Source organism: Pseudomonas sp. Snoq117.2 (genome assembly GCF_900110545.1).
Lineage (GTDB): Bacteria > Pseudomonadota > Gammaproteobacteria > Pseudomonadales > Pseudomonadaceae > Chryseomonas > Chryseomonas benzopyrenica.
In genome coordinates this window covers 1-11,341 of the sequence record NZ_FOED01000031.1, presented here as the reverse complement: position 1 = coordinate 11,341, position 11,341 = coordinate 1, and the positions used below count along the sequence as shown (strand labels likewise).

Annotated in this window: 13 protein-coding genes and 1 pseudogene; 9 read left to right on the top strand and 5 right to left on the bottom strand. The window is 58.4% G+C overall.

The annotated features are described in order from the left end of the window. Both BMZ43_RS25520 and BMZ43_RS25515 read right to left on the bottom strand, forming a co-directional pair. Nucleotides 1–337 (bottom strand): hypothetical protein (locus BMZ43_RS25520; protein ID WP_093257747.1); only part of this gene is annotated, 337 nt, incomplete at its 3' end. Between the two features lies 1 nt (nucleotide 338). After that, the gene (locus BMZ43_RS25515) at nucleotides 339–590 is read right to left on the bottom strand and encodes a hypothetical protein (protein ID WP_007163066.1); all 252 of its coding nucleotides are present in this window, start codon (nucleotides 588–590) and stop codon (nucleotides 339–341) included. 238 nt (nucleotides 591–828) lie between these two features. Between BMZ43_RS25515 and BMZ43_RS25510 the strand changes: the two genes are divergently transcribed. Then, nucleotides 829–1,044 carry an Imm31 family immunity protein gene (locus tag BMZ43_RS25510; protein WP_093257744.1) on the top strand — a complete coding sequence of 72 codons (216 nt, stop codon included), beginning with the start codon at nucleotides 829–831 and terminating at the stop codon, nucleotides 1,042–1,044. Between the two features lie 123 nt (nucleotides 1,045–1,167). Here the strand turns inward: BMZ43_RS25510 and BMZ43_RS25505 are convergent, their stop codons facing one another. Next, nucleotides 1,168–3,033 (bottom strand): phosphoadenosine phosphosulfate reductase domain-containing protein, encoded by a 1,866-nt coding sequence (locus BMZ43_RS25505; protein ID WP_093257742.1) that lies wholly within the window; start codon nucleotides 3,031–3,033, stop codon nucleotides 1,168–1,170. 586 nt (nucleotides 3,034–3,619) lie between these two features. On the opposite strand from BMZ43_RS25505, the gene BMZ43_RS25495 reads away from it, so the two are divergent. The 6 genes from BMZ43_RS25495 (at nucleotide 3,620) to BMZ43_RS25470 (ending at nucleotide 7,233) form a co-directional block, all read left to right on the top strand. Next, a complete protein-coding gene (locus BMZ43_RS25495; RefSeq protein ID WP_093257739.1) occupies nucleotides 3,620–4,012 on the top strand; it encodes a hypothetical protein in 393 nt (130 codons plus the stop codon). A 166-nt stretch (nucleotides 4,013–4,178) separates the two neighbouring features. Next, complete coding sequence (locus BMZ43_RS26350; protein ID WP_143075340.1) at nucleotides 4,179–5,057, top strand: hypothetical protein; 879 nt, start codon at nucleotides 4,179–4,181, stop codon at nucleotides 5,055–5,057. Between the two features lie 107 nt (nucleotides 5,058–5,164). Then, nucleotides 5,165–5,461, top strand: coding sequence for a hypothetical protein (locus tag BMZ43_RS25490; protein ID WP_093257736.1), 297 nt, complete (start codon nucleotides 5,165–5,167; stop codon nucleotides 5,459–5,461). A 121-nt stretch (nucleotides 5,462–5,582) separates the two neighbouring features. Next, complete coding sequence (locus BMZ43_RS25485) at nucleotides 5,583–6,002, top strand: hypothetical protein (RefSeq protein WP_093257733.1); 420 nt, start codon at nucleotides 5,583–5,585, stop codon at nucleotides 6,000–6,002. A gap of 541 nt (nucleotides 6,003–6,543) precedes the next feature. Then, on the top strand, nucleotides 6,544–6,726 hold the full coding sequence (locus tag BMZ43_RS25475; RefSeq protein WP_093257728.1) for a hypothetical protein: 183 nt from the start codon (nucleotides 6,544–6,546) through the stop codon (nucleotides 6,724–6,726). A 42-nt stretch (nucleotides 6,727–6,768) separates the two neighbouring features. Beyond that, nucleotides 6,769–7,233, top strand: coding sequence for a hypothetical protein (locus BMZ43_RS25470; RefSeq protein WP_143075339.1), 465 nt, complete (start codon nucleotides 6,769–6,771; stop codon nucleotides 7,231–7,233). Between the two features lie 391 nt (nucleotides 7,234–7,624). Here the strand turns inward: BMZ43_RS25470 and BMZ43_RS25465 are convergent, their stop codons facing one another. Together BMZ43_RS25465 and BMZ43_RS25460 are read right to left on the bottom strand one after the other, a co-directional pair. Then, on the bottom strand, nucleotides 7,625–8,545 hold the full coding sequence (locus BMZ43_RS25465) for an alpha/beta fold hydrolase (protein WP_093257723.1): 921 nt from the start codon (nucleotides 8,543–8,545) through the stop codon (nucleotides 7,625–7,627). Then, nucleotides 8,542–9,432 carry an alpha/beta fold hydrolase gene (locus BMZ43_RS25460; RefSeq protein ID WP_093257720.1) on the bottom strand — a complete coding sequence of 297 codons (891 nt, stop codon included), beginning with the start codon at nucleotides 9,430–9,432 and terminating at the stop codon, nucleotides 8,542–8,544. The genes BMZ43_RS25465 and BMZ43_RS25460 overlap by 4 nt, the downstream gene beginning before the upstream one ends. A gap of 118 nt (nucleotides 9,433–9,550) precedes the next feature. Here BMZ43_RS25460 and BMZ43_RS25455 point away from each other — a divergent pair, with 118 nt between their 5' ends. Then, the gene (locus BMZ43_RS25455) at nucleotides 9,551–9,928 is read left to right on the top strand and encodes a MerR family transcriptional regulator (protein WP_007162528.1); all 378 of its coding nucleotides are present in this window, start codon (nucleotides 9,551–9,553) and stop codon (nucleotides 9,926–9,928) included. A 1,105-nt stretch (nucleotides 9,929–11,033) separates the two neighbouring features. Then, nucleotides 11,034–11,341 (top strand): annotated as a pseudogene (locus tag BMZ43_RS25445) (transposase); the annotation flags it as partial.

The following is an 11,341-nucleotide window of genomic DNA, read 5'->3' as shown; positions in this document are numbered from 1 at the left end:
TCCCAGCCAGGGAAGAGATCACCAGACCAGCGAACAGTCCGACACCGGTCAGGTTGCCCCCCTGCAGACGCCAATGCGGCTGCTGATAGGCCATAGGGCCGTCCGGCATCTGGATCGTCAGTGGCGGCTCGGGCAGCGTGATGGTCCAGGTACCGTCGAGGTTGCCCTCGGCTCTGCCTCTGACCTTGCAGCTCGACGCACCGTACGACTTCACGACCGCGCAGCGATCCTTGTCCAGAAACACATCCACCGGATCCATGATCTGCAGGGCGAAGCCGAGCCTCATGAAGAAGGCGAGGCACATGGCCGTCCAGACAATGCTCAGGAGAAAACGCATATCAGGTCCTCGGTCGTGGCAGCAACGCGAGCTGCGAGAGCTGGTCGGTCGGTATCGAACGAGCGAGGTTCCAGAGCAGTGCAATGCGCTCGGCGACCAGGTGGCGCGTCTCGTCGTCCTGGCTGTAATTGTACGTTGATGTGCAGAGTGCGACGTGCCCATTGTCCAGTCGTACGGTCCGGCCCTGGAATCCTGTCGTGCCCGCTGATAGGCGGATCAGATGCTCGATTTTCTGGCGGGGATCGATGGACATGACAGTTCCTACGTTCGATTGGCTGAGCTTGTCTTTCGCCGGCTGATAACGACCCTGGAGGGCTGTGTCGGTACGGCTAAAGCATGGCACGTGCGCCCAGAATGCAAGGGGTGAATCCGCACCCCCAGACGGACTAGACTCCCGGATAACTCGACCGGTCAAGGTCACGCGCCAGAGCCCTTCGGATCGGTGAGTCGCGATCCTGCGGCCGGCTTTCTTCTACAAGAGAATCAACGAGATGGCGGAAACCATAGGCTTTTTTCACGAGGTCGAAATCTGCAACGCTGATCACGAACACTATGGGAAAAGGGGCGTGATCTTGGGTATCAGCGAAGAAGGCGACAGGCTGTTCGGCTACGTTGTTTTGATACACGACATGAACACGACGACCTACTTCGAGCCCGCCGATTTGGTGGTCACAGGAAGAGAGTTCCCCCGAGAGCAATTCTATTGACGGGCCTTTCTGTCCTGCCGCAGCACTTCGGGCACCAGTCCCATTCGCCGCTGAATCCGACCCTTTGTTCACCCTGAGCGCCTCCCGAGCTGCCTTTTGGCGCTCGTAGGAGAAGCGCCGAGCCTAGAAAGCCATCAGGTACTGGCCAGAGTCTGTCACCGCGGGCGCCGGCCGTTCGGCCGCCTGCGGCCGGGGAGCTGCAGCAGGCCGTTCGGCGGACGCCGCATACGCACGCAGCCGCGCCGCCAGCGCCTCAGGATCGTTAAGCACGTCGCGCACGCCGGCGCGATGCAGCTGGTTGCCAATCCGCAACATGCGATCCCAGGAAGAGTGGCCACCCTTTTTGAAAGAGACCACACCGAAGCGCGCCAGGTAGTGCACGACTTCGGAGGGATAGACGTCCGTGTGCGGACCGTAATACTCGAGCGCGCGGTCGAGCTCGAATTCGTAGAACAGCTCTACCCCCTCGTCGTCGATATCGAATTCCTGCGTCTCGTTGACGTGGGTGTAGTAGACCCCGCCCTTGTTGATCACATGCTCGGCGCCGGCGGCTGCAGCGCTTACCGAACGCAGGCCCTCATGGAAGCCGTTGAAGTGGCGATCCGCGAAAGGAACCTGGATCGACTGGCCGACCTTCAGCGCAGACCGTGGGTGCTCCTCGTAGGCCTCAGGAATCGGGTAACGGCGGCCGCGCTCACAGATCTCGCGGTATTCGTTGAGCGCGGTGAACGGGCGCTGGTAGGCGTAGCGCCCCCAGTACAGGTCGATCGTCAGGATCTCCTTCATGCCCAGCAGCGTGAAGCGCCGCGGCTTGCGGTTGGCCATGGCCCAGTCGGCCTCTTCGGCATCGATCGTCAGGGCATAGCGCAAGAGCTCCAGGCAGAAGTCCGGCGAATAGGCGTTGGCGGCAATCGTCAGGTAGCCGGTGTCCGGGTCGACAGTGCGCGACGCCGAGTTGCGGGCGGCCGGATCGTAGTGCCGGGCCTTGAGGTAGTTGCGGAAGTCGTTCAGGGGCTTCATCCAGCGATGCTTGCCCGACTCCTCGGCCAGCATGTTTTCCATGCTGCGATCGGTGCTCACGCGCAGGCAGCCCCAGCACCCATGACGGCTTCCGCATGAAGTCTTGCGCTCGGCGCCGCCGTCACGGATGAACACGTTGATCATGCATTCGCCGGCCGCGTCCCGGTAAACATCAGTGAGGCGCTTGAAGTCGGAGTAGGTCTGAAAGCGCTCGTTGGTGACTTCAGCCAGAAAGCAGAAGATGTCCTCGGTGGTGAAGTCGGCGATCGGACTCAGCACCCAGGTCGGGGTCTCGCCAGGCTTGGCCGTGTTGACAGGGACATCGGCGCGCTCGCCGCGGGCTTCCATGTTCCGCTCGCGGGCCGCCGATTCGTCCCGGCGGGTGCCGATCAGTAGGAGAAGATCCTCGTCCCGGAAAGCTTTGCCCAGCTCGGCCTTGATCTTGGCGCGGATCTGGCGCTTGGTGCGCTCCAGCGGCGCCTTCTTCAACTGCTGCTGGCATTTGGCGCTGTTGCCCGGGAGGCTGGCCACCGTACGGCCGCCGATCATCGACACCAGCCAGTTTTCGGTGAGGTTCGGCCGGCAGATCCACACCCGTACCGGAAGCGCTTTGGCCTTGGCATAGGCGCGAAGTGCTTTGATCTCGCCCTGGGCATAGGCGTGCACCACCGGGTTTTCCATCAGCGTATCGCTGTTCATGACGTGGAGCTCAGGGACGGTGAACCCCTCGGCCTGCAGCTCTTCCATCGCTCGCAGGGCTAGCGCGACCATGACGCTGCTGTCCTTGCCGAAGGACGATGCGGCCACCAGGTGCTTGCCTGCCTGCAGCAGACCTTTCACCACCGCGACCGCGGCGCGCACCTTCTCTGCCAGGGAGGGCTCAACCAGCCGCGCCGGCGCCGTGATGTCCAGGAGGCTGATGGCCTGGTTGTCAGCGGGGTGGAAGAGGGTAGGGGCGACGTGCTGCATGGCGGTAGCTCGAAAGTCTTGAGGTACCTTCAAGCTACCGGCGATTTCCAGAATGCAAGTTCCTAGTGCACGGGTGTAACCACCGAGGTTAGTCTTCGATTTACGGGTCTCTCAGTGAGAAACCGTGAGGTCCGGTTTTGGGCCGCATAATTCGCCTCCGCTCCTAGGGCGGGGATGCAGCCTCAGGTTTAGATAGCTCGTCGCCGCACAACCTAGTAGGTCGTGGGCAAAACAGCCCCATCGCAACAATCGCAAATGGTTGTTTTTATTATTTAGGAGAGCGCTTTATGCTTTATCAGGGATGTGAAATGGAATGGTATGCAGATAGAGCTGAGTCCAGGCGAGTAATTAACTGCGATGTCCGCATAGATAACGATTTTATAAAAGTTGAGTATGTTTTCGACGGGCTGCTGACGACCTATTCTGGTCATTCTATAGGTCAAGGCCACTACTCATTAAAATGTGTAGGTCATCCTGACTGTACCGCCACTCTTCATTGTTTTGAAAATTCAAACCGGCTTGAAGGGTCTTGGCAAGAGTCATCCACTGGCATGTGGCTAATCAAACTGAAAAAGTGAGATGCTACATGCCTCGAATCGTCCGATATATCGACGAGATTTGCCGGCAGAAAAAGCGACCGGTGCTGTTTTTGACCTTCAACGGCGATCTGCTTTCAGAGGTTCTTTATGAAGACCACGCTGGCAGAAAAGCGATAATAAAGTGGCTTGATAGCAATGGTATAGGCTGGGAGGCCTGTGGCAGTCTTTCCAATTCTTGGTCGAGAGGGTCCTATAATGGTGAGATATACATAGACATTGAGTATGACAGGGATGATGAAAGATACAATCGCTTGGAGAGATTTCTAGAGCGCCCAGATGGGACGATCGCATTCCAAGATGTTCAGTTTTACTTACTTCTTCTAGAGCAGGCGGTCGAAATAGGAGCGCAGGTTTTAGCTGACGCGGATCCTGGCGAGTAAGGATTAGATGATCAGAATCGGAAGGTTTTATACTTACAGAATAGAACATTGTAAGGATTAGCTCCGTTACCCTATAGCGCTCTATTATCACTTAAAATCGCGTCTAGGCCATGATTGTGAGCGCACTTTGCACCTAGCACGAAACCTGCTTTTGAGGGGCTTTTTGATGTCCGAGACGCAACAGAGAACACAGCAGGTGCCTGATGATAAGAGTCAGGAGTTCCACTTATTCTGCGAGTTCCTAAGAAAGTCAGATTGCGTTCCCCCACGCGGCGCAGAAAGAAAGCCCTACACAGATGATCTTAAAATTATCAATGTTCCTGTTGATATAACGGCTAGTTACTCTCTCGGAAAGTGCTGGTTTAACTGTCTTGAACAAGTAATAAAACACGGCGGGGAGGTAATCTACGGATGGGCGCTGTGGAGTATCGAAGGCGAAGGAAGTTGCTATGTGGCTCAGCATCACGCTGTGTGGCGGAATGAAGATAACGAATTGATCGATGTCACCCCGAATAAGATACGCGTAGACTCGATTCTATTTATGCCAGACGGTCGTGCGCTTTTTGATATTTGTCGCTTGTTTGCGCCAAAGAATTTGGAATGGGAAGATAGTAAATCCTATAGGTGGGTTGGGAATAGCTTTAGGCCGAAACAGTTTGGTTATCGTTGGTTAACCCCTTCCCCCGGTGAAGCGGTAGACATTGCTAGGATACAGCAAGAGGCACTGGAACTTAAGGATAACGGCGGAAAAGTCGTCACGCATCATTCTAAAGTGATATCTGATCTTCAAGAGCGGATGTTCCTTCCGATTGAAATCACGATCAAAAATTCCAGTGAAGAAGATAATCTTTACAGTTTTACTATAGTAGAGGATGAGCGCTGGCAGGATTTAGAACGCCTTAAAATAACACTTGACGACTATTTGAATAACGTTAAGCGAAGCGAAAGTAAAATCGAAGTGTATATTATTACAGTATACCAATGCCTGACTCTAGTTCTGCATACCACTGACGGGGAAAAGAGATTAAATTTCACAATACAATGATGCCGATGCGGTCCTCAGGTTCTATCGATGGTTTCGTGAAGATACTTGCCTAAAATGGCATAGGGCTACATTGTTACTGCATATATTCTTCTGTATGAGCCATAACCATGACAACTTTCACTGATCAGGTCATTTCTCCAGCGGCGTCCCTGGTCCAACCATTCGGCTGGGTAGCCCTGCTGGTGTGCTCGTTTACGATTCTTCGTGCGTTTGGTGCGGGTCAGATGGCCTGGTATCGGTGGCACGGCAACCGCACAGGTCATGCCGACATATCGGACCCGCTGATGCGGCAGATGCTCGAGGAGGCCCAGCTGAGCCCCTGGCCACCCTTGGCAGAGTGCGTCCTGATGACGGCCCTCTCCGGCTTTTTGCTGTGGTCAGCTTGGTCTTCGATCAACCTGTAGCGAATGCGTTAGTACCTGACCTGCTCTCGGTGCGGTAGCAGCTCTCTAGATCAACGCTGGCCTTGCATTCTCGGCGACTGGTGCGACCTTGATCCAACATCGTATCAAGAGGACCTACACCATGCGCCCTGCAGCTTTGGCTTCACTCGGAATGAAGAGCAGTCCCTGTCCAGTTACCGGGACGCGATCCCCGAACGTCACTCGTAGCTTCGTTGCTGCCGTGCACATCAGTTACAACCCCAGCAGCGCTGGTTACGGCTGCGATACGACCGCCATCGTCCTCCATGAGCGCGTGTTCTTCGTACTCAACGGCGACCATGCTGAAGCCTTATGCGGCGCGGTAGCGCAGCACGGTGTCAGCGGCTGCGTGGAGTACTTCGTGCAGAACATCAGTCAGGCAAATGGGCGAAGCGAGCACCTGATGGCAACTGGGCTGTCCCAAGATCTATTTGGTTTGATGCCGACGACGATAGAAGTGCTTGGACAGGATGCCATTGCTCGTATTGCTAGCGCTTCTTCCGCTACGCCGCCTATTCAATAGCGGCACTAGGAGCCGGTCATGAGCACTATCGAGACACATCGCGATTTCCCGCCACTTGAATGTCCAATATGCGATCGTCTGGCTCAGCCAAGGCGTCTCAATCGGGATGGTAGCGTTACATATAGCTGCCCTCCCGATCACGTGAAGCATGGCGATCGCTATACTTGGCGGATTGCCGTAGACGGCACGCTCATTGACTAAAAATGGTGGGCATCAATGAAAGCATGGGTCATGCCCCTATTCAAAAATGGGAAACCGATTGCTAAGGGACGCGAGCCAGGATTCTCCGTCGGAGACTTGAACATGGCCGAAGGGCGCAATCCTGTGCTTGCACGGCTAGTATCCGAGGCTGCTCTACTCAACGAGAGCGGTACCAACGTACTCGACCCCATCGTCGACGTTCGTCTACTGTCCATCTCCGCGCACGGCTTGCAGCTACGCGGGTTCGAGTATGGAGGGAACGGCGCACAGCTGGCCCAGGAATGGTGGGTGCGTTTTAGCCCACCTACTGACGCAGCGTAGCTCGGACCGGAAGAGCGATATGGCTATCTACGAAGAGATGCAAAGCCTGTTGCAGGAGCTGGTGGATCTGGTCAAGCAGGACGAACGGTACATGGCAGCTGTTGCATATGGTGCAGTCCAGCCTGATGCAGATACTGCCGACACACATCGTCACCGCGCCATTCGTATCCACGAGCTGAAGCGGCATTTCGGATTGAAGTGACCTGGCAAACTACGACCTGATAGGGAAAAAACCGTGTCGTCCATGCAATTTTTTCTTCGCACCGAAGATCCGGCGTCGCTGAAGGCCTATCTCGATGAAGCCCTAGCTTTCAGTGTTTCGCTTGAGCGAATGGGCCAGGAGTCGTCGGCTGTACTATCTGGCATCGCTACGGGTGGACCCGGGGAATGGTTCGAGTGGTACACGTATGCCGACCGGGCCAGCTTCGATCACTGTCTCTACACTGCCGTAATCGAAGACAGCCGCGGACTGCACAATGGCTTCCTCGAGCTGCATAGCGCATGCATCGACCTTGAGCTCGCGGGACAACCTGGGCGGGGCCTGCGCTTCGATCGCGGAGCGTTTCTTGAGCATCTTCGCCGGTACCACGCTGCTCCCGGCTGGTTTGGCGAGGAGGGGCAGCCTCGCCTTCCTTACCCACATGAGGTTGTGACCACAGGCGACGAGCCTTCGGATTATCTGGCGCGCTTCAACATCGAGCATTTATAGGAGAAAGCGCTATGCCAACTCCACGCGGTTCGACAAGAAGCGCTATCGCTTTGATAGCGCTACAGGGTCTGCAGGTGGCCGTCACCGGCCTCTGCCCGCGTCTCCCACGATAAATACCTGAACAATTGCAGTCGGGGGCGTGACGCTGGGCCCTGGTGCTGGGGCCTTTACCGGGGCGAGGTAGGCCAACGCTGCGAAGAGGGTCGCGGTTGCGCTCAGTGCGAGTGTGGCAACTTCGTAGATTGTCATGAGGTGTTCCTTTGCTTTAGGGAACACCTATTTCAATGTCACGACCTGACCCTGGATTGCCGGACTTTCCGAAAAGAACACGGCCACGCGCCGACCCCTGTTCCGCGGGTATCACGACCGTCATCGGCGCAAGCGCTGATTGTCAGGTTTCCTCGCCTGCGGACGACGTATTACCGCCGGCTTCCGGTCTTCCCGCGAGGAACGGCACCAGCGCGGCGAGCACCTCGGCCGCGCAATCCTCCGGTTGCAGATGACCACCTGGTAAGGCTTTGCCGCGAACGTCGCGGGCCCACCGGCGCCAGATAGCCGTAGGCGGCTCACCGGTGACCTGGGCCGCCGACCAAAGTACCAGCAGCGGGCAGTCCAAGTGCCGGCCCCGGGCCTGGTCCGCAAGATCGTCCCCCAGGTCCTCGTCAGCGCCGGCGCGGTAGTCCTCGCAGATAGCGCGGCGCACTGCAGGATCGCGAAAGGCCTCTCGATAGGCTGCCAGCGCATGGGGCTCAACGCGGTTGAGTCCACCCGCCATGCGCGCAAGCGCCTGTTCGAGAAAGGCATCGGGATCCGCCGCCAGCAGGCGCTCGGGTAGGTCGCTTGGTTGAGCAAGAAAGGTCCAGTGAAAATTCGCAAGTCCGCGTGCTCGGTCGAGGGACGCCCAGGCCTCGGGTGTGGGCACCACAGTGAGCGACGCGTAGCGCTCGACGCGAGCCGGATGGTCTAGCGCCAGTCGGTAGCCGACGCGAGCGCCGCGGTCATGGCCAACTACGGCGAAGGTCTCAAGCCCAAGCGCGTCCATCAGCTCCAGTAAGGCCGCCGCTACGCGCCGCTTAGTCCAGCGAGATCCCTGGTCCAGCTGACGGCTGGCGCCGTAGCCTGGCAGATCAGGTATCACCACCCGATACGTCCGGGCGAGCTCCGGGGCGATACGGCGCCAGGTGAGGTGAGTCTGCGGATAGCCGTGCAGCAGCAGCACGGCCGGTCCCTGGCCGCCGATCACACCGCGGAAGACGGCAGACGGGGTGTCCTGGCAGAGCCGCTCGAAACCGGGGAAATTGGAAACAGTCATGGCTGGCGTCTCTCTACGCGGTCGACGAAGGTTGCCAGGTCGCGGTTGAAGCGTGGCGCCTCTTCCAGGAACGGCGCATGCCCAGACTCAGCGTAGCGCGTGACAATGACGCGCGGATTCAGCGCCTGGGCCCGAGCGATAGATGCCTCCGGCCGTACCAAGGCGTCCTTCTCGCCGTAGAGCAGCCACACCGGCACCTGCGCGCGGCCAAGCCCGGTGGCGGCCGCCACATCCTGACCCTGCACGGCGCTCTGCATGTTCCAAGATGCCATAGCAGCGTTGGCGTACAGGCGCTGGAACAACGCCGGCGCCGGCGGCGTGGCGAAGCACAGGGCGAGGAAATCTCGGATGGCATCCAGATGCGTGCGCAGATCAGATGAGACCAGGTCCCTGTAGATCTCCGGGTGCGGCACGATCTGCGCTGACGCGAGCTCGATGACACCGTCAACGTAGACCGCACCGGAAATGGCGCTGTCCCCATAGGCGGCCAAGTAGTTGGATATGACCGTAGCGCCCAGAGACCACCCTACGAGCACAGGTTGGCGGGCACCGGTGGCAGCGATGTCGGCGGCCAAATCGTCGGCCCAGCGCCGACCCTCACGATAAGCCGCGGCATCGGACGGCTTGCCTGAAAGGCCATGGCCGCGAAGGTCGTAGGTGATCAGGCGAAAGCGACTCAGATCAGCGCTCGTAAGCTGGGCGTCCCAATTCAACCGGCTGCCCAGCAAACCGTGGATGAAGACGATCGGCATACCGCGGGGATTGCCCTGTTCCTGGACAGCGAGCACCACACCGTCGGGGGCCGTCACTCGCCATTCCCGCGCCTGGGCGGCCAGACTGGTCAGACTCAACAATAGGATCAGCGATAGCAGTCGCACACGACTCATGGTGGCTCTCCGGAATAAGGGAGTCTCGATTCTCGGGGATGACACCAGTGTCAGGGTCAAGCGCCGCGTGTCATGCGATAGTGGATCTTTCCTGCCACCAACGCTTCGGACCGTCGCCATGCCTGCACCCGCGCCTTCCCTCAGCATTGGCCAGCTGGCTACCGCCACCGGCGTCAGCGTGCGCTCACTACGTCACTACGAGGCCCAGGGCCTGCTGGCGGCTGGCCGCGGTACCAATGGCTACCGGCACTTCTCGGCCAGCGCGGTGGCGCAGGTTCGGCAGCTGCAGCGCCTGCTTGGCGCCGGCTTCAGCTTGGCGGAGATCCGCGGCTTCCCGGACTGCATGCGACTGATCGAGGGCGCCCAGGCCTGCCCGGAGACCTCGGCTGCCCAGCGCGAGCGCCTGGAGAACTTGGAGCGTCAGATCGGTGAACTGGAGAGCCGGCGCGCTCGCCTGCTGCAGATGCTTCGAGAGAGCGAAGGGCCAGGAGCTTAGCTCGCGCAAGCTGAAACCGGCAGCTTCGTGTCGATTGCGTGCTAGGTGCTTGAGCTGGCCTTGAGAGCAGCCATACGCGGAAGGAAAGGCAGTTCGCCCCCTTTCAGGGAGCAAATCGGCGATCGGCGCTGGATCTGTACCGGCACCATAGCGCAACAGCGCAGGCGCCACATGCTGCACCAATCCGATGTCCATCAAAGCGATCGAGTGCGAGGTGGCATCGCTGACGTATTACTAAACCTAGCGACGCTAGCTGCACCCATGAAGCGCGCGCTTATTCTAAAATCGGTCTTTACCTTCAAGATGGCGTCTTGCAAAGGAAGGGTGATCGACCTGCCAAGGAAATCAACTTGAATATTCGCCGTCTAGCCAATGATGTGATGAAGCTGAGTTACCGCGTCGAACGCACCAGCAAGCTCTTGCATTGGATCCTGTATTGGATTGCAAGGGGAATGCATTCAATAAACGCTCATATCAATAGTAGAAGAGCCAAGCGGCGAGACCTTGACCGGTGAAGTGGATAGCGAAGTGGGTACAATCAGTTACCAGCCCCTAGAGGACGGTCATTATGGATCGAGCAAAATGCGGCCTCGCAGCCCTAGCGACTGCGGTTTTAATGGCCGGTTACGCACTCGCCGGCCTCTACTGGTACGGCAAGATCAGCTGGTCTCCCTCCCACCTGTTTTACGAGGCGCCTGTGCCTGGCTGGAACGATTTTTTCGGATGGATGCTGGCCGGCATCGCCTGGATCTCCCCCGCCGTTATAATCGCTCTTGCGCTGCTCCACCTTTCTGGCAAGGCATCCAGCGCTCAGCACTGCTCCCTTCCCCGAGCCTAACCGTCTGAAGCCCTGCCGCGCTGAATCCGCCGTGCACGGCGCCTGCAGGTGTCGAGCATTGATATACGCCACCTCGTGCCGGCGGCCCTACCCAGATCGGGCAACTGGTCCGGGAGCGCGCCGGCGAAGCGGCTGCCATACCAGGTCGAAGCAGCAAGCTTCTCGCCATCTCGATCAGCAGCTGCAGTGAGCGCCTAAACGGTAAGCGGGGGGGTTACCTGTGCGTGAGGGTTTAGGGCGAGAATGCTCGCCATAGAGAGGTGTCTGATGACCAAGCAACGTCGTTCCTTTACGCCCGAGTTCAAACGAGAGGCCGCCTGCCTGGTGCTCGATCAGGGCTACAGCCATATCGAAGCAGCTCGTTCACTGGGAGTGGTTGAGTCGGCCCTGCGCCGTTGGGTAAAACAGCTTCAAGAGGAGCGCGTGGGCGTTACCCCGAAGAGCAAAGCACTGACGCCCGAACAGCAGAAAATCCAGGAGCTGGAAGCCAGGATCGACCGACTGGAACGGGAGAAAGCGATCCTAAAAAAGGCTACCGCTCTCTTGATGTCGGACGAGTTCAATCGTACGCGCTG

Bases quoted from the DNA above. Each gene is read 5' to 3' on its own strand.
- BMZ43_RS25515 (WP_007163066.1), bottom strand. From the start codon at position 590: ATGTCCATCGATCCCCGCCAGAAAATCGAGCATCTGATCCGCCTATCA.
- BMZ43_RS25510 (WP_093257744.1), top strand. From the start codon at position 829: ATGGCGGAAACCATAGGCTTTTTTCACGAGGTCGAAATCTGCAACGCT.
- BMZ43_RS25505 (WP_093257742.1), bottom strand. From the start codon at position 3,033: ATGCAGCACGTCGCCCCTACCCTCTTCCACCCCGCTGACAACCAGGCC.
- BMZ43_RS25495 (WP_093257739.1), top strand. From the start codon at position 3,620: ATGCCTCGAATCGTCCGATATATCGACGAGATTTGCCGGCAGAAAAAG.
- BMZ43_RS26350 (WP_143075340.1), top strand. From the start codon at position 4,179: ATGTCCGAGACGCAACAGAGAACACAGCAGGTGCCTGATGATAAGAGT.
- BMZ43_RS25490 (WP_093257736.1), top strand. From the start codon at position 5,165: ATGACAACTTTCACTGATCAGGTCATTTCTCCAGCGGCGTCCCTGGTC.
- BMZ43_RS25485 (WP_093257733.1), top strand. From the start codon at position 5,583: ATGCGCCCTGCAGCTTTGGCTTCACTCGGAATGAAGAGCAGTCCCTGT.
- BMZ43_RS25475 (WP_093257728.1), top strand. From the start codon at position 6,544: ATGGCTATCTACGAAGAGATGCAAAGCCTGTTGCAGGAGCTGGTGGAT.
- BMZ43_RS25470 (WP_143075339.1), top strand. From the start codon at position 6,769: ATGCAATTTTTTCTTCGCACCGAAGATCCGGCGTCGCTGAAGGCCTAT.
- BMZ43_RS25465 (WP_093257723.1), bottom strand. From the start codon at position 8,545: ATGACTGTTTCCAATTTCCCCGGTTTCGAGCGGCTCTGCCAGGACACC.
- BMZ43_RS25460 (WP_093257720.1), bottom strand. From the start codon at position 9,432: ATGAGTCGTGTGCGACTGCTATCGCTGATCCTATTGTTGAGTCTGACC.
- BMZ43_RS25455 (WP_007162528.1), top strand. From the start codon at position 9,551: ATGCCTGCACCCGCGCCTTCCCTCAGCATTGGCCAGCTGGCTACCGCC.